At 40.5% G+C, this 17,027-nt stretch carries 11 protein-coding genes; 5 read left to right on the top strand and 6 right to left on the bottom strand.

Annotation, left to right across the window (positions count from 1 at the left end; translation table 11 throughout):
- Positions 1 to 100 precede the first annotated feature (100 nt).
- Complete coding sequence (locus PSH54_RS16840) at positions 101 to 2,059, top strand: S9 family peptidase (protein WP_273606661.1); 1,959 nt, start codon at positions 101 to 103, stop codon at positions 2,057 to 2,059.
- Between the two features lie 49 nt (positions 2,060 to 2,108).
- On the opposite strand, the gene PSH54_RS16835 is transcribed toward PSH54_RS16840, so the two are convergent.
- The 3 genes from PSH54_RS16835 to PSH54_RS16825 all read right to left on the bottom strand — a co-directional run bounded on the left by PSH54_RS16835 (position 2,109) and on the right by PSH54_RS16825 (position 6,774).
- The gene (locus tag PSH54_RS16835) at positions 2,109 to 3,050 is read right to left on the bottom strand and encodes a tetratricopeptide repeat protein (RefSeq protein ID WP_273606660.1); all 942 of its coding nucleotides are present in this window, start codon (positions 3,048 to 3,050) and stop codon (positions 2,109 to 2,111) included.
- A gap of 93 nt (positions 3,051 to 3,143) precedes the next feature.
- Positions 3,144 to 4,544 carry a M20/M25/M40 family metallo-hydrolase gene (locus PSH54_RS16830; protein ID WP_273606659.1) on the bottom strand — a complete coding sequence of 467 codons (1,401 nt, stop codon included), beginning with the start codon at positions 4,542 to 4,544 and terminating at the stop codon, positions 3,144 to 3,146.
- A gap of 151 nt (positions 4,545 to 4,695) precedes the next feature.
- Positions 4,696 to 6,774 carry a TonB-dependent siderophore receptor gene (locus PSH54_RS16825; RefSeq protein ID WP_273606658.1) on the bottom strand — a complete coding sequence of 693 codons (2,079 nt, stop codon included), beginning with the start codon at positions 6,772 to 6,774 and terminating at the stop codon, positions 4,696 to 4,698.
- Between the two features lie 206 nt (positions 6,775 to 6,980).
- On the opposite strand from PSH54_RS16825, the gene dbpA reads away from it, so the two are divergent.
- Positions 6,981 to 8,369, top strand: coding sequence for an ATP-dependent RNA helicase DbpA (gene dbpA, locus PSH54_RS16820; RefSeq protein WP_273606657.1), 1,389 nt, complete (start codon positions 6,981 to 6,983; stop codon positions 8,367 to 8,369).
- Here dbpA and PSH54_RS16815 read toward each other — a convergent pair whose 3' ends face one another.
- The gene (locus PSH54_RS16815) at positions 8,370 to 8,933 is read right to left on the bottom strand and encodes a DNA-J related domain-containing protein (protein ID WP_273606656.1); all 564 of its coding nucleotides are present in this window, start codon (positions 8,931 to 8,933) and stop codon (positions 8,370 to 8,372) included. It lies immediately after the preceding gene.
- A 75-nt stretch (positions 8,934 to 9,008) separates the two neighbouring features.
- Here PSH54_RS16815 and PSH54_RS16810 point away from each other — a divergent pair, with 75 nt between their 5' ends.
- Positions 9,009 to 11,822, top strand: coding sequence for a tetratricopeptide repeat-containing hybrid sensor histidine kinase/response regulator (locus PSH54_RS16810; protein WP_096040974.1), 2,814 nt, complete (start codon positions 9,009 to 9,011; stop codon positions 11,820 to 11,822).
- A 223-nt stretch (positions 11,823 to 12,045) separates the two neighbouring features.
- Here the strand turns inward: PSH54_RS16810 and rho are convergent, their stop codons facing one another.
- Together rho and trxA are read right to left on the bottom strand one after the other, a co-directional pair.
- Entirely contained in the window at positions 12,046 to 13,305 is a 1,260-nt protein-coding gene (rho, locus tag PSH54_RS16805; protein ID WP_004588958.1) for a transcription termination factor Rho, read from the bottom strand.
- Positions 13,306 to 13,487: 182 nt separating this feature from the next.
- On the bottom strand, positions 13,488 to 13,814 hold the full coding sequence (gene trxA, locus PSH54_RS16800; protein ID WP_004588957.1) for a thioredoxin TrxA: 327 nt from the start codon (positions 13,812 to 13,814) through the stop codon (positions 13,488 to 13,490).
- A gap of 91 nt (positions 13,815 to 13,905) precedes the next feature.
- Here trxA and rhlB point away from each other — a divergent pair, with 91 nt between their 5' ends.
- Positions 13,906 to 15,183 carry an ATP-dependent RNA helicase RhlB gene (gene rhlB / locus PSH54_RS16795; RefSeq protein WP_054983731.1) on the top strand — a complete coding sequence of 426 codons (1,278 nt, stop codon included), beginning with the start codon at positions 13,906 to 13,908 and terminating at the stop codon, positions 15,181 to 15,183.
- Positions 15,184 to 15,227: 44 nt separating this feature from the next.
- Positions 15,228 to 16,721 carry a guanosine-5'-triphosphate,3'-diphosphate diphosphatase gene (gene gppA / locus PSH54_RS16790; RefSeq protein ID WP_004588955.1) on the top strand — a complete coding sequence of 498 codons (1,494 nt, stop codon included), beginning with the start codon at positions 15,228 to 15,230 and terminating at the stop codon, positions 16,719 to 16,721.
- Positions 16,722 to 17,027: the final 306 nt, after the last annotated feature.

The raw sequence follows: 17,027 nt of genomic DNA, 5'->3' as shown, positions 1-17,027 counted from the left end.
AATTTACGCCTGTTTACATAAAGGGAAGAAGTATGGTGTATATTTTTGTTAAAAGTATGTAACATAAAAGCTCAATCAAAAATAAATAAAAGGAACTTTAATGAATAAGTTTTTGGCTTGTCTGTCTTTATTACTGGCTAGTATTTTTAGCTCACATACTACAGCAAGTAACGCCTTGGTACCGATAGAAAGCTTTAGTAAAGATATAGAGTTTGCAGGTGTGAAAATTTCACCTGATGGAAAATACTTAGCTGTAATTACTCGCCCTGAAGGAAAAAATGTATTAATGGTGCTAAGCACTGATACATTTAAAGTAAGTCATGCAATTAGGTTTCCTAATAATGCCCAAGTTGGCAATTATTACTGGGTAAACAATGAAAGAATTGTATTGGCCAAAGAGTACATTAAAGGTTGGAAAGACCATCCCGAATTTCATGGTGAGCTTTTTGGTGTAAATGCTGATGGTAGCCAAGGCAAATACCTAGTGGGTTACCAAGGTGAAATGCAAACAGGAACCCGTATAAAAAAAGCGACACCCATACTTGGTACTTCTTATGTACTAGACCCGCTTATTCATGATAGGCGTAAAATGCTGATTCTGACCTACCCATGGAGCGCTTCAAATGAGCCGAATACAATAGTTTATGAAGTTGATATTTACAGCGGAAAGCGAAAAAGAGTCACTCGCTCACCATCAAGAATGGCAGGCTTTTTAACAGATCATGATGGTAATGTGCGTGTTGCTGTTTCAAACGATGATTATATTAATCAAAAAATTTATACCCGTGAGAAGTCAGGTGGTGAATGGCAACAGCTTGATTTAGGAGAGCTAAAATACACTGATGTTAGCCTCCATGCGTTTGATAGGACGGGTGCTTCTGTTTATGTTACAGCGTCAGAAAATGGCGAAGCAAAGGGGCTTTATAAACTAAATTTAGAGAGCAAAAAGTTTGAGCTTTTGCATAAAGAACCACAGGTCTCTCCAAAAAAAGTGTGGGTAGATGAAGTTTCTAAAGAATTATTCGCAATTGAAAATGAGCTTGGCTATCCAGCCTATTCTTTTATAAATAATTCACATAAAAGTGAGCGCTTAAAGGCATTAATACAATCCCTTCAAGGGCAGCAAGTTCAGCTTGTTAGTAGTACTGAAGATGGTGAGAAGAGTATTATTTTTGCGTCAAGCGATACTAACCCTGGCAGTTACTACTTGTTCGATGCCAAAAAGAATAGCTTACGCTTTTTGTTTGCGACTAAAAGCTGGATCAAGCCAAGTGAAATGGCTATAACCAAACCTGTAAATTATAAAGCGCGTGATGGCTTAACAATATACGGATATTTAACCATCCCTAATAATACTGATGAGAAAAACTTACCTTTAGTTGTTATGCCTCATGGTGGGCCTCATGGACCAAGAGATTGGTGGGGCTATGAGAGCGAAGCTCAGCTATTAGCCAGTAGAGGCATTGCAGTACTAAAAGTTAACTTTAGAGGCTCTGGTGGCTTTGGTCGCAACTTTGAACATGCCGGACATAAAAAATGGGGTGCTGAAATACAATACGACATTATTGACGGTGTAAAATACTTAATAGAGCAAGGCACTGTAAATAAAGATAATATTTGTATAATGGGCGCAAGTTTTGGTGGCTATTCGGCACTACAAAGTGCAATTTTAGAACCTGATATGTTTCAGTGTGCTATTGGTGTAGTTGGGGTGTACGATTTACCGCTAATGTTCGAAGAAGGCGATATCTCTGAACGTGACCGTGGACAGCGCTATCTTAAAAGCGCGCTTGGTACTGATGAGGCACTGTTAAAGCGTTTTTCACCTAGCTACAACATAGACAAGCTTAAAGCGCCAGTTTTAATTGTACATGGTGGGCAGGATGAAAGAGCACCAATTGAGCAAGCTGAGTCTTTAGTTGCAGCGCTAAAAAAAGAAAACCATCCTTACATATACGAGTTACTTGAAGATGAAGGGCATGGCTTTTATAAAGCAGAGCACAGAACGCGCTACTACAAGCAAGTACTTAACTTTTTAGATGAGCATATGACTTTCTAATTATAAGTATGAATGAAGATTGAAAATGGCCAGTTAAACTGGCCATTTTTTATTTGCAGTTTGCTTTATCGCACATTTCCTCTAATTCTATTTTAGCTTTGCTATTACCTTGCGCTATTGCCTGCTCATACCAATGTTTTGCTGTTTGTACATTTTGAGTCACGCCTTGTCCATCTCGGTACATTTGCGCAAGATTGAGCTGCCCCCATTGCGAGCCGGTATTTGCGGCTAGAGTAAAACTCTCAAGCGCATCGCTATACTGTCCGTTTTTAAAATACGTAATGCCCTGTTGGTTATTTTTGTCGAGCTTTAAGCCTTTATATAGCGGTTTTGGTTTTGGCGGAAACATAACAAACCCACCATATAAACTATTTGCTGAGGGGCGCAGTACGTCGTAAATCACCCCGTCGTTGTAAAGTCTTTTTACTTCGCTACGAGGCAAAGTAATTTTGTCATCTGAGAAGTAACCTCTTTGTACTAATAAGCTGGTACGCATTGCAGTAGTAATGCCTTTGTTGCGCTTATAGCTGTAGTTACTTACTTGAAACGTAATAAACTGCTCGTCAAAACTTAAAACTTGCGCAACTTTTAAGTTGGTGAGTGTCCATGGCTCATGAGTAAATTTATCAGCGTGTACTAAATACGTATCGTAGGCTTTAGGGTTAGTTAAGTAGCTTTGCTTTTGCGCTTGCGCTGCAGCGTGTTGTTGGTAAAAAAATAGCCCCACCCATAACGCTAAAAATACCCCTATAAAGTATTTAGGTAGAGTGAAAATTTCAAACATCGGTAACTGCTTTAACTTTACAGGCGCATTATGGCCGCATTGATAGCATTCGTATTTATAGTTTAGTGCTAAAGGTAGAACCGGAATAACCGTAAAGCGTAAAAAACGACTTTGGTTTATTAGGTGATAGGCGCGGCTATGGCAGTTAGGGCAGCACTGTGTTTGTGCAAAATGAGGAAACGAGTGACTCGTATTGAAAAGCAACATGCCCGCACACTCCTTGTTTTATTTAATTTATATAAAGGTAAAACAAGGAGTGCGTTTATCAAAGCGACAAACTGTAAGTAAGTATGTCAGTTATTAGTTAGCCTGCGCTTTCGGTTGAATTGTTGTTTTGGCATCTGCTGCCATTAACGCAAATACAGCATACGCAGCGGTATTTTGGCGCAGTTTAGCAGGCGTTACTTTATCGAGTGTGTCATCAGCTGTGTGATGGTAATCAAAGTAATCAGTGCCATCTTGGGCCAACTCAAATATAGGTGCCGACACCGCTTTTTTTAAGGGGATTAAATCCGGCCCGCCGTTAGCCTGGTTTTTACCAATGTACTCAATGTTTAACGCAGCCAGCTCTTTTGCTATGGCACGCACTACTGGCAGAGAAGCCGCATTAACATTTGACTCAAAACCATATACTACATCGGCGCCAAAGTCCGACTCAGCAGCTGCAACTATATTGTGAAAGTCACTTTTGTGTTGTGCAAAGTAAGCTTTTGCACCCCAAAGCCCAAGCTCTTCTGCTGCAAACAGTACAACACGAATACTGCGCTTAGGGCGTTTAACATCGCTAATGTGTTTAGCCGCAGCCATTGTTAACGCAACACCTGCACCATCATCTAATGCGCCAGTGCCTAAATCCCACGAGTCTAGGTGGCCACCAATTAACACGTATTGTTCTGGATTTTCGGTGCCATTAAATTGGCCTATAACGTTATAGCTTGTGCCTTCTCCTAGGCTTTGTGTTTGTACATTTATATTAACCGTTACCTTTTTGTTTAAAGCCACTAAGCGCGCTATTTGATCCGCATCAGGGTTGGCAATAGTTACGTTAGGTATTTTTTTAACCCCTTCTTTATAGTAACTACCGCCAGTGTGAGCAAAGCGATGGTGAGCTGTGCTCACTGAGCGCATCATGTAAGCAACCGCGCCTTTTTTTGCAGCTTCAATTGCGCCTGTGGCACGTGCTTTTACTGCAGGGCCGTAACCGTTGCCGTCTATGTCGCGGTTCATGCGGTAATTAATATAGGCAATTTTACCTTCCAAGCTATTTGCTGGTGCTGCAATTAGCTCATCCAATGTTTCAAACAACACAACCGGTGCACTAATGCCATCATCAGGTGTGCTTACACTATTACCCAGCGCAGTTAAATGCAGAGGTTGCTCACTTGGGGTGAGTATTTTTCCGCTTTCGCTATAACGGCGCCATTTTGGAAATGTTGCTTTTTCAAGCCATACTTTATCAAAACCAAGTTCGTTAAATTTTGCTTTAGCCCATGCTACTGCTTTTTTATCGTTTTCAGTGCCGGGTAAGCGAGGGCCAACTTCTGTTGTGAGTGACTCGAGTAGCTCGTAGCTTAAATGGCTTTTAAGTGCAGCCGTGCGCACCTCATCAACCTGTTGTAATTGCGTTGTGGTGAATTCTGCATTGTTTGCGCTAACGCTGAGGCTGCTAGTCATTAGTAGCGCTGTAATAATTTTTTTCATATAGAGTAAGCCTTTTTATAATTAAGTGCATTAGAGCACTTTTTAAAGGCTTTAAAAAATAGATGAGATGAATGCAGTGGTGTTTTTAATAGGCAGTAAAAAGCCCGCACAATTATTATTGTGCGGGCTTTATAAGTATAAGTTTTATAACTTAAAAGCTAAATTGAGCTGCTAGGCGTACATTGGTGCCTTCGCCAATAGTTACATTACCATTACCGCCGCCACCTAAGTAATCAGTATCAAATAGATTTTCAACGTTAAGGCGAAGATTTATATCGGTGTTACTCATGTTAAACTTATAAGTTGCACCAACATCTATACGTGTATAGGCATCTTTGGTAATAGAATTATCGCTATCTGCAAAGCGTTCACCTTCATAAAAAGCACCGGCATTAAACGCAATGGTGTCGTTTAACTCATAGCGTGTCCAAAGTGATGCAGACCATTTAGGGGCATCGGTAGGTCGTTTACCTTGTAGATTTTCGTTCGCTCTTTCATAGTTAGCATCTAAATACATTGCAGATGCCATAACAAATAAACGGTCAGTTGCTGCACCTTGTGCTGCCATTTCAAAACCTTTATGACGCTGTTCACCAACTTGGTTTGTTTCAGTGGTAATTGAGCCGATAGGTGTTTCAAGTTGTTCTGTAACTAAGGTTCCATTTTTACTTATATCGAAAATAGCACCGCTAAGCATTAAACGCTCATCAAATAGCTGCCATTTAATACCAAGCTCTCTTTGTTTAGAGGTGACAGCATCTATTTTCATACCAAAGTTGATATCTTCTTCGTTAGTAATGGTTTCGTTTTGTGGCTCAAAACCTTCTGTATAACTGGCATAAATAGTTGCAGATGCATTCGGGTGATAAAGTACGCCGAATTTAGGCAAAAACGACTCGTTATTTTGTCCTTCACGTGTTTGCTTATCAAAGCGACCGCCAACAGACACTTGCCATTGTGGTGAAAAAGTAATTAAATCTTGGGCGTATACACCGTAGTAGTCATATTCAGTTTCGCTTTTAGTGAGATCAGTTTTATAGCTGACATCTGGGCGGGCAGGTTCATTTTGGCCTGCTGTAAAACTAAATGAATCAGCAGATGTGCGTAGTTGACCATAATAGTAGTCAAGCGAGTTCGCACCGATTAGAAATTGGTGTTGTATGCCAGCCGTTTCAAATTCACCAATAAAATCAATAAATGCAGTGGTGAATTGCCAATCATCAAAACGATCGTATGGGTTCGAAGTGTATGTATTCGTTTGTGAGATGTAAGAATTTCGACTAGGAGATGACTCAAAACGCTGGCGCTCAAATGTTTGCTCGTTGTAACCAAGCTTAACTTGCCAGTGATCGTTTAAGTACACTTCAAAATCTACGCCTAAGTTTTCTACCGTTATGTCGGTAAACGCCCAAGACATATCGCGAATGGTTTTGTCATCGCCAATCACATTGGCGTTGTCATCTATCCAAGCACCTGTATCAAGGCCTGCTTCGTCGTCTGTGCGGTCGTAATGTACACGTACTAATGCGTTGTCGCTTAAATCGTAATCAACAATTACAGCACCTAAAAAACGGTCGCGTTCACGGTTTTCGCCGTTTTGGTATTCGCGCCAGTAATCAACATCTTGTTTTACTAAAATACCGCGTGCGCGTAAATCTTCAGCGTCGGTAAGTGCACCAGCTGCGTCTAGCATAAAGCGGGTAGAGCCGTGTTGGTCTACATCTGCGCTGGCGTTAAATAATGTGGTTGCCGTAGGCTTTTTTGTCACCATGTTTATCAAGCCACCTGGACCTGATTGTCCGTATAAAATACTTGATGGGCCTTTAATAACTTCTACTTGTTGTAGAATTTCAATCGGTTGCTGGTAGTGAGACCAATGTTGGTGTCCGTCACGTAAGTAGCCTGTTGAAGAGCTAAGCTCAAAGCCGCGTAAGTTAAATACTTCACGGTTACGTTGTTGAGAGCCGGCAGTTAAACTTGCATCGTTAGTAAGTACTTCGCCAAGGGTCGTTGCTAATTGCTCGCTAATGATTGTATCGCTAATAACAGTGACTGATTGCGCTGTTTCTAACAATGACGCTGATGTTCTCATTGCTCCGTTGGCGTTGTCGACTTTGTAGTCGTTAAAATAACTACCTTTAACTTCAATTCGCTCTAAGTCAGTAGGGGCGGCAAAGGCGCTTGTGCTAATGGCACCAACAAGTGCTACGTACAGTGAGTTTAGTTTCATCAATTACATCCAGTGTTAGGGTGTTAAAATTTTTGGGGATCTTAATGAAAACTAGTATCATTTGCAACTTTTTTATTAACAAGGATTGACGCATCGTAAAATAATGGTCATCGGGTATTAATGGTTGCCTTATCTGAATTCTGCTATTATACAGCTCATATTTTGGGGCTAAGCCCTGTGTTGTTTTTATTATTTTGGAATTAATTGTGACTTCTACTGCATTTTCATCTTTGGCTTTACCTGCTGGTTTAGTTGATAATTTATCAACACTTGGCTACTCGCAAATGACGCCTGTACAAGCGCAAAGCTTACCGCCGGTTTTGGCAGGTAAAGATATAATTGCGCAAGCAAAAACGGGCTCAGGTAAAACAGCTGCTTTTAGTTTAGGTGTGTTAGCTAAATTAAATGTAAAACGTTTTCGTATTCAATCGCTTGTACTTTGTCCTACGCGCGAGCTGGCCGAGCAAGTGGCGGTAGAAATGCGCAAACTTGCCCGCGGTATTCACAATATTAAAATTTTAACCTTGTGTGGCGGGGTTTCTATTGGCCCACAAATAGGCTCGCTTGAGCATGGCGCGCACATTATTGTGGGTACACCTGGGCGAGTGGACGATCATATTCGTAAAGGTACACTGCGTTTAGACGATGTTGAAACGCTGGTACTTGATGAGGCAGATCAAATGCTTGATATGGGTTTTCAAGATACCCTTGATGCCATTATTGAGCGCATACCGCAAAATCGTCAAACGTTGTTATTTAGTGCAACCTTTCCGCGTGCAATTGAAGCTATTGCAAAGCGCGTATTAAAAAATCCAGAGATGATAAAAGTAGAAGAAGAGCAAGAAAAAAGCACAATAAAGCAATACTTTTACAAAATGGATAACAACAAACAGCGTTACTCAACACTTAAATTATTACTACTTAAATTTACACCACTAAGCTGTGTTGTTTTTTGTAATACCAAGGTAGAAACACAACAAGTTTGTGATGATTTAGCAAGTGAAGGCTTTAGTGCAGTGGCGTTGCACGGTGATTTAGAGCAGCGTGATCGCGAACGTACGTTAATTCATTTTGCTAATAAAAGTGCCTCAATATTAGTTGCTACCGATGTTGCCGCGCGTGGCTTAGATATTGACGACATGGACATGGTAATAAATTACCACTTAGCACACGACCCACAAACCCATGTGCACCGTGTAGGGCGCACAGGCCGAGCGGGTAAAAAAGGCATTGCGTGTTCTATTTACGGTGAGGCTGAGCAGTTTAAAGTGGCGCAAATAGGCGACCATTACGAACGAGACTTTTTGCCAGAGCCAATGCCTGCTTTTAGCTTGTTAGAAAAGCCGCCTTACAAGCCTGAAATGGTTACCCTAATGATTGACTCGGGCAAAAAGCAAAAAGTGCGCGCTGGTGATATTTTAGGTGCACTTACTGGCAAAGATGGTGTTGCAGGACGCCAAGTAGGTAAAATAAATGTACTCGATAACGTTGCCTTTGTAGCCGTTGAGCGCAATGCATCAAAACCTGCGCTACGTAAATTAACCGAGGGCAATATTAAAGGGCGTAAAATTCGTGCCCGTCGCCTTACCCGTTAATTACCTGTTTTGAGCAGCTAGCTTTAGCTGCTCATACTCGGCTCTTATTTGTCTAAATTGACATGCACTCCCAGTTTGCTTATCGGGATGATGTTTTAATGCCAATTGCCGCCAGCGCTTTTGTAGCATAGCCAGGCTAAAGTTTGGCGGTAGTTGCCAAGCCTTAAGTAATGGCTCAATTTGCTCAACTGGTTGCTTAATTAGTGGGTTAAATTGCTGCCAAAAACTATCTAATAATGCCTCTATGTCTTTGGCACTGGTGTCGTAGTTTTCCCAGTTTAAATAGTAACTTTTTAAATGGGATTGCGTTGTTATATTGCTACTTGGCTCTGTAAGTTCAATATGTAATGACGATATAATTAAGTGCTTGGGTAATAGCTGTGTTTGTAGCTCAAATAAAGCATTCATAATTAAAAAATTCTTTTTAAATAAATTTTGCTCAGGGTTTGCATCTAAAGGTGGTAACACCCCTTGGTGAGCGAGCGTTGCAGCTAAGGTATGAACTTTCCAAACACGCTGAGTTAAAAGTAGCTCAAAAATCTCATCAATCAGGGGGTTAAGCATTGTTTGCACTCGTTTTGTTGTGTATCTTCAATAAAGATTACACTGACTAAAGCTAAAGTTTGAAGGAATAATATTATGCAAGGCAAATTGAAGTGCCTTTTATTTGTTTTATGTTGTGTGTTCATACTGCCAAGCTTTGCTCAAAATAGTGTATCTTTATTTGATGAATTTAAAAAAGAGCAGCAGTGGGACGTAAAACTCACGCTCGGTAATGCACTGCTTGAAGCAAAAAATATTACAGAATCCCAAAAGGTCAGTGTGTATTCTGAACTTGCCGATTTAGCCTTCTCCTCAGATGATTTTGAAAATGCCCTGCTGTATTTTAAAAAATTAGAACAGCACACCTCCTTAAACTACCTACCAGATATGCATTTTAGAGCCATTAAAATGCAAGGCGTTGTGTTTTATTTTCAGGGGTATTTTCAGCAAGCTATTGTTGAATATAGCCGCGCCATGGTGATTGTTGAAAAAAACAATAAGCAAGTAGAGCTTGCAAACCTGCTAAGTAATATTGGTTTAGCGTACTTCGAAATGAATAATATGGAGCTAACGCTCGAATATTATTTAAAAGCAAAAGAGATTTATGAGAAAAAGGGCAGTGCTCAAGACCAAGCTGATATTTTGCTAAATATAGCAGGGGTGTACATTAGGTTATCGCGTTACGAAAGCGCCATTTTATTTTATAAAGAAGTACTTAAAGTTTATCAAAAATTAGCTGATACCAGCGGTATAGCGCAAGTTAACAATAATTTAGGGGTTGCTTACTACGAAAGTTCGCAATTTGATTTAGCGCTGCATTATTATCAAATGGCACTGCGCTATTATATTTCTACCAATGATTATAATAAGTTATCTACCCAATATACTAATTTAGCAAACATCAATTTAATTCTTAATAACGTGGATGTTGCCTACGAGCAAGCTAAATTGGGGGTACAAAATGCCCTTAAAATTGCTAATCACAGTTTAGAGCTCAACGCCTTACATGCACTGGCTAAAATACAATTTGTGAGAGGCGAGCTTGCTGATTCGCAAAAAAGCTTAGATAAAGCAACCGATTTGGCCACACAATATAATAGTGTGCGTATAAAGCGCGATGCTTTTGGTACACGCTCGCTCCTAGAGGCAAGCAAAGGCAACTACGCTGAGGCATTAACTCTGCACGAAAAGTTTGTAGCAGAGCAGCGCGGTATAAATAGCGAAACAATTACCAGCGCCTTAGCTGTATTACAAAATCAATTTAAAGCTACTCAGTTAAATCAAGAAATTCAAAAGCTGAAGCAAGAACGAAAAGTACAAAAGTTAAAAATGAGCCAACGTTCGCAGCTTACGGTTTTTATTTTTGTTTTATTATTTTTAGTAATTGTAACGGGCACCGCGCTTTATCGTCGGGGCGCCGAAAAGCGTGCTAAGCAGTTATTAAAAGAACAAGTTGCGCAGCGTACAGCAGAGCTACAAGCTATTGCCCAAGAGTTGCGAGAAGCAAATGATGTTAAAAGCCAGTTTTTGGCAAATATTAGCCATGAAATTAGAACCCCGCTCACCGCTATTTTAGGCCAAACAGATGATTTAATTAATGGTTTGTACGAGCCTGAAAACCTACAAGATGAATTAAAAATAATTCAACGACATAGCGATCACTTAAAAAGTTTAATTAATGACGTACTCGATTTAAGTAAAATAGAAGCAAACAGATTAGAGCTTAATATTTCGTGCTTCGACATAGTGCAGCTAGTTAGCGATGTACATGCCATGTTTATTACGCAGGCTAAGGCGAAGCATTTACAAATTCGTTTTGATAACCATGTAGGCAATGCGTTTTATACCAAGCTCGATTTAATGCGGGTGAAGCAAATACTCATTAATTTATGTGCTAATGCCGTTAAGTTTACGCAGGCGGGGCAGGTTGTTGTGTCTTTAAACAAAACCGAGCAAGGGCTTGTTTTTATAGTGAAAGACACCGGTATTGGCATGAATTCATCACAGCTAAAACAAATATTTGAATGCTTTAGCCAAGCCGATAACAGTATTAGTCGCCGCTTTGGTGGCACCGGATTAGGGCTTAGTTTGTCTCAACAGCTAGCTTCTATGATGGGCGGCTACATTAGCGTACAAAGTGAGTTTAAACGCGGAAGTCAGTTTTCGCTGTTTTTACCCTGTATAGAAGTTGAAAAAGAGCTAGATGAGTACGAACATGTAAGCGCCGCTGAACAGGTTAAGCAGTTAACCGGGCGTGTAGTACTGGCTGAGGATCATCCCGACAATCGCAGACTCATAAGTCGTTATTTACGTTCTATGGGGCTTGAAGTTATTGCGGTAGAAAATGGCGAGCAAGCGGTTGAGAAGTGCCTACAAATATACCCAGACCTCGTGCTGCTTGATATACAAATGCCTATTATGGACGGGCGTGCTGCGTTTTCGTTGTTGCAACAGTGCGGCTTTCAAGCGCCTATTTTTGCTTTAACGGCCAATGCAATGAGCCATGAAGTTGATGATTATCTTGCCCTAGGCTTTACAGGGTATTTAGGTAAGCCATTAGATAAAAACGCGTTTTATAACACCCTTGCCCAGCATTTAGGTGAAGCTAAACAAGAGGCAGCCTATACAGCTAAGATAGACATGAGCGACTTAGTAACAAGTTTTAAGCAAAGCTTCACGTTTGAAAGCGAAACCATAAGTCAGCACCATAATAGTAATGACCTAGAAGCACTACAAAAAGACAGCCATCGTATATTAGGCGCTGCGCAAATGTTTGCGTTAGACGATATTGCCAAAGCCGCTAAAAATCTCGATATGGCTTTACTCAATAAACAAAGCCAAAGTAAAGAACACATTCAAAAGCTTGTAGATGAATTACAGCGTGTACTTAAAAAATATAACGAGAGTTAATTATACCAATCGTGTTAGGTTATTAGACATTTATAGCGACAGATAAATAGAGTGGTAAGAAGGCATGAATTTTGACACGAAGTTGCTCTACATAAGAAATTTATAACGCCATTAACGCTTTATTTCGCATGCTAGAAAGGCTAAATATCTAAGCCGATTGGTATTAGTCGTTTACACATAAAAAAAGCGCCCTAGGCGCTTTTTTTATGTAACGAAAACGCGCTTATTGGCGTTTCATTGAATCGAAGAATTCATCGTTCGTTTTGCTCATAGAAAGCTTATCAATTAAGAATTCCATTGCATCAATCTCTGACATTTCATGAACAATCTTACGTAAAATCCACAGCTTTTGTAGCTCATCTGGCTTAGTAAGTAGTTCTTCACGACGCGTACCAGAGCGGTTAAAGTCGATGGCAGGGAATACACGCTTTTCAGCAATCTTACGATTTAAGTGTAGTTCCATGTTACCGGTACCTTTAAACTCTTCGTAGATAACTTCATCCATTTTAGAGCCCGTGTCGATAAGAGCTGTAGCTATAATCGTTAAGCTACCGCCTTCTTCAACATTACGTGCAGCACCAAAGAAGCGCTTAGGCTTGTGCAATGCGTTAGCATCAACACCACCGGTAAGTACTTTACCTGATGAAGGAATAACAGTGTTGTAAGCACGCGCTAAACGGGTGATTGAATCAAGCAAGATAACCACATCTTTTTTGTGCTCAACTAAACGTTTTGCTTTTTCAATAACCATTTCTGCAACTTGTACGTGGCGAGAAGCTGGCTCATCAAACGTTGATGCAATAACTTCACCTTTAACGAGGCGTTGCATCTCGGTTACTTCCTCCGGACGCTCATCAATAAGTAAAACCATTAATGTAACATCTGGGTGATTGTGAGTAATTGATTGTGCAATGTTTTGCAATAGCATTGTTTTACCCGCTTTAGGCGGTGCTACTAACAAACCACGTTGGCCACGGCCAATTGGAGATGCTAAATCAAGTACACGAGCGGTAATGTCTTCTTTACTGCCGTTACCGCGTTCCATACGAAAACGTTCGTTTGCATGTAGTGGGGTAAGGTTTTCAAAAAGAATTTTAGTGCGAGAGTTTTCAGGTTTATCGAAGTTAACTTCATTTACTTTTAATAAAGCAAAGTAGCGTTCGCCATCTTTAGGTGGACGAATAAGCCCTGAAATAGAATCGCCAGTACGCATGCTGAAACGGCGAATTTGGCTTGGAGATACATAAATATCATCTGGGCCAGCTAAGTAAGATGCTTCTGATGATCTTAAAAAACCAAAACCATCTTGTAAAATCTCTAGTACACCGCCACCGAAGATGTTCTCTCCGCCTTTGGCGTGTGCTTTAAGAATGGCAAAAATGATATCTTGCTTTCTTAAGCGGGCTACGTTTTCGAGCCCCATGGACTCAGCTAAGTTTACAAGTTCTTTTATAGACTTGTCTTTTAATTCGCGTAAATGCATATTGGTGGGTTCTTTATTACAATTGTCATACTCAAAATCGCTTTGATAGTTGAGTGAGGTTTGTTGAATATAACTAAGGATTAGTTGGCTTTATAAACTAGCAGTTCACTGGCATAGCGTCCAGTCTTTATACAAAATAAACACAAAAAAAGGGCAAAAACGCCCTTTTTTTTAATTTTTACTTAGATATTGTTTTCTAAGAACTCAATAAGTTGAGTTTTAGAAAGCGCACCAACTTTCGTTGCAGCTACTTGGCCGTCTTTAAAAAGAAGCAGAGTAGGAATACCACGAATACCAAATTTAGGCGGTGTACCCGCGTTTTGGTCGATGTTTAATTTAGCAACTGTTACACGGCTTTCGTATTCATCAGCTACTTCATTAAGGATAGGGGCGATCATTTTACAAGGTCCGCACCACTCAGCCCAAAAATCTACTAGTACAGGCTTGTCTGATTGTAATACGTCAGCTTCAAAGCTATCGTCAGTAATTTGGATTATTTTCTCGCTCATTGCGCTCTCCGATTTAGTTAGGCGAAATATTTAGTGCGTATTTAAACACTCTTGTTTCTTATTGCAAGTTTAAACGTTATGCTTAAACGCTATGACTAAGACACATTTGACCGATAAAAAGTTTTCAGACTTTGCTATCGCACCGGAAGTGGTTGCCGGTTTAACCGAAAGTGGGTTTGAATATTGCACACCCATTCAAGCAAAATGCCTACCTTTTATTTGTGACGGACGCGATATCGCGGGCCAAGCACAAACAGGTACGGGCAAAACGTTGGCGTTTTTAACTGCCACGTGCCATCGGTTATTACAATCTAGCAAAGCACCTAGTAAACATCCAAGAGCCCTGATCATGGCCCCGACTCGGGAGCTTGCGATTCAGATACACAAAGATGCTAAAATTTTAGCGCCGCACTGTAATCTTAACTTAGGTTTAGTATATGGTGGCGAAGATTACGAAAAACAACGTGCACAATTAGAAAAAGGCGTTGATATTTTAATTGGTACTACAGGTCGACTAATCGATTTGTACAAGCAAGGCTGTTACACCCTTAATGAAATTGAGGTAGTTGTGCTTGATGAAGCCGATCGTATGTTCGATTTAGGCTTTATAAAAGACATTCGTTACATGTTCCGCCGTATGCCAGATACAGCAGATAGATTAAACCTATTATTTTCTGCCACGCTTTCTTATCGCGTGCAAGAACTTGCCTTTGAACATATGACCAACCCTGAGCACGTTCAAATCGAGCCAGACGTTAAAACAGGTAAGCGAATTAAAGAAGAGCTATTTCATCCTTCTCAAGAAGATAAAATTAAGCTGCTATTAACTTTAATTGAGGAAGAATGGCCAGACAAAGCCATTGTGTTTGCCAATACAAAGCACAGCTGTGAAACAGTGTATGCCTGGTTAAAAGCCGATGGCCACCGAGTAGGTATGCTCACTGGCGATGTAAACCAGAAAAAACGCCAATCTATATTAGCGCAATTCACCAAAGGCGAATTAGACTTTTTAGTGGCAACCGATGTGGCAGCACGTGGGCTACATATCCCTGAGGTAAGTCATGTATTTAACTTTGACCTGCCAGATGATTGTGAAGATTACGTTCACCGTATAGGCCGTACAGGTCGTGCGGGCGCATCAGGTCATGCAATTAGCTTTGCATGTGAGCAGTACGCTTATAACCTGCATGAAATAGAAGAGTATATAGAGCACAGCATTCCTTTATCACATTATGATAAAACCGCATTGCTAGATGATTTAACAAAGCCTACTATTCAAAGAAAGCGCAACTATTCTACAGGCCCACGTAATCGTAGTAATAATAACGGACGTCGCCCAAATAATAGTTACCAAAAAGGACGGTCGTAACTCGGCCGTTACTGTACGTAGTAGTAACTAGAGGTTTTTGAACGGTGGGGCAATTTAAACCGCAAAAAAATGTGTATGCAGTCATTGATTTAGGCTCAAATAGCTTTCATATGCTAATTGCTAAATCAATTGCTGGCGGCCTACAAACTATAGGCCGCGTTAAACGCAAAGTAAGATTAGCCGCAGGGCTTGATAAAGATAACGTATTAAGCACTGAGGCAATGCAGCGAGGCTGGGAGTGCCTTGCACTTTTTGCTGAGCGCCTACAAGACATTCCAAAACAAAATATAACCATAGTAGCAACGGCCACATTACGTCTTGCGACGAATGCCGATGTTTTCAAAGCACAAGCCGAAAAAATCTTAGGCCATACTATTAATGTAATAAGTGGTGAGCTAGAAGCACGCACTATTTATAAAGGCGTAGCACACACTTCATCATGCACTGGCAAGCAGCTAGTTATTGATATTGGTGGTGCAAGTACCGAAGTCGTTATAGGTAAGGGTTTTGAGGCACTGCACTATAAAAGCTTAAATATGGGGTGCGTTACTTATTTAGAACGCTATTTTAAAGATTGCCAATTAAGTGAAGCAAACTTTAACGCTGCCATCAAAGCTGCCCACGAAGTTATTGATGAAATTGCCCCTGAGTATAAACAAGCAGGTTGGCAAATTGCATCGGGTGCTTCTGGCACAGTGCAAGCCATTCAAGAAATAATGGTTGCGCAACACTTAGATGAACTACTCACCCTAGAAAAGCTAAATAAAATAAAAGAGCAATCAATAACGTTTAGCACTATCGCTGCACTAGACTTACCTGGTCTAAGCGAAGAGCGTAGATTAGTTTTTGTATCTGGCCTAGCTATCTTAATTGCGCTATTTGAATCGCTTGAAATTGAAAAAATGGGATTAGCTGGCGGTGCACTTCGCGAAGGTGTGCTTTACAGTATGGTGCCCGAGCTTCATAACAACGACATTCGTAAACGCACCGTTGATGGGTTTATGGACCGTTACCATGTTGATCAAAAGCAAGCTAATCGTGTATCGAGCTTAGTTATTCAACTGGCAGAACAAGTAGGTGAAAGCTGGCCGCTTGTTAGTGAAAATGCGTTGCCGCTTTTAAAAGCCGCAGCACAACTACACGAAATTGGTTTATTAATAGAGTACAAGCAATATCACAAGCACACAGCCTACATTATAGAAAACACCGATATGCCAGGTTTTTCACAATCTGAACATAAAGTGATTGCAGCTGTTGCTAATGCACATCGCTCCGATATTCAAAAAGGCAGCTTCGACGCTCTAGGTGCACATAGTACACTTACCCAATACTTAGTTAGGTTATTAAGAATTGCCGTAATATTATCGATGCGCCGACAAGACGACGTACTTCCTAAAATAGAGTTATCTGTAGAAAAAGACACCTTAGACTTAAAGTTTGCCAATAACTGGTTAAAAGAACACCCTCTTATGGCTAGTGAGCTACAACAAGAGTCTAAATTGCAAAGTAAACTCGGTTGGAAACTCATCGTAAACTAATATAAAAGGCCCGTAAGGGCCTTTTTAGTGTTTAAAGTAACCACTTTGCTTCAATTTCACGCGAACAGTCATTTATTTCAAGTTTTCTTCAAAAAAGGGTTGATCCGTTTTCGGATCTCCCTATAATGCGACCCCACTGAGACGGCAGAGCGCAACGCATAGCGAGGCACGAGCTAATCAGTGAGTCGAGTAAAACTTAGTTTTAAAAACTTTCAAGTTTAACAAAATTAAGTGTTGACAAAAAAATAGGAAAGCGTAAGATGCGCAGCCCTAGCGAGATAAAGTTTAACGCTTTAATCGCAACGT

This window comes from Pseudoalteromonas sp. Angola-30 (assembly GCF_028599215.1).
GTDB lineage: Bacteria > Pseudomonadota > Gammaproteobacteria > Enterobacterales > Alteromonadaceae > Pseudoalteromonas > Pseudoalteromonas atlantica.
Note: the sequence above shows the minus strand (reverse complement) of the source record. Positions and strands in the feature narration are given on the sequence as shown.

What these genes read in the sequence shown, in the direction of transcription:
- rhlB (WP_054983731.1), top strand. Translation starts at nt 13,906, where the DNA reads ATGACTAAGACACATTTGACCGATAAAAAGTTTTCAGACTTTGCTATC.
- PSH54_RS16835 (WP_273606660.1), bottom strand. Translation starts at nt 3,050, where the DNA reads ATGTTGCTTTTCAATACGAGTCACTCGTTTCCTCATTTTGCACAAACA.
- PSH54_RS16840 (WP_273606661.1), top strand. Translation starts at nt 101, where the DNA reads ATGAATAAGTTTTTGGCTTGTCTGTCTTTATTACTGGCTAGTATTTTT.
- rho (WP_004588958.1), bottom strand. Translation starts at nt 13,305, where the DNA reads ATGCATTTACGCGAATTAAAAGACAAGTCTATAAAAGAACTTGTAAAC.
- PSH54_RS16830 (WP_273606659.1), bottom strand. Translation starts at nt 4,544, where the DNA reads ATGAAAAAAATTATTACAGCGCTACTAATGACTAGCAGCCTCAGCGTT.
- PSH54_RS16815 (WP_273606656.1), bottom strand. Translation starts at nt 8,933, where the DNA reads ATGCTTAACCCCCTGATTGATGAGATTTTTGAGCTACTTTTAACTCAG.
- trxA (WP_004588957.1), bottom strand. Translation starts at nt 13,814, where the DNA reads ATGAGCGAGAAAATAATCCAAATTACTGACGATAGCTTTGAAGCTGAC.
- PSH54_RS16810 (WP_096040974.1), top strand. Translation starts at nt 9,009, where the DNA reads ATGCAAGGCAAATTGAAGTGCCTTTTATTTGTTTTATGTTGTGTGTTC.
- PSH54_RS16825 (WP_273606658.1), bottom strand. Translation starts at nt 6,774, where the DNA reads ATGAAACTAAACTCACTGTACGTAGCACTTGTTGGTGCCATTAGCACA.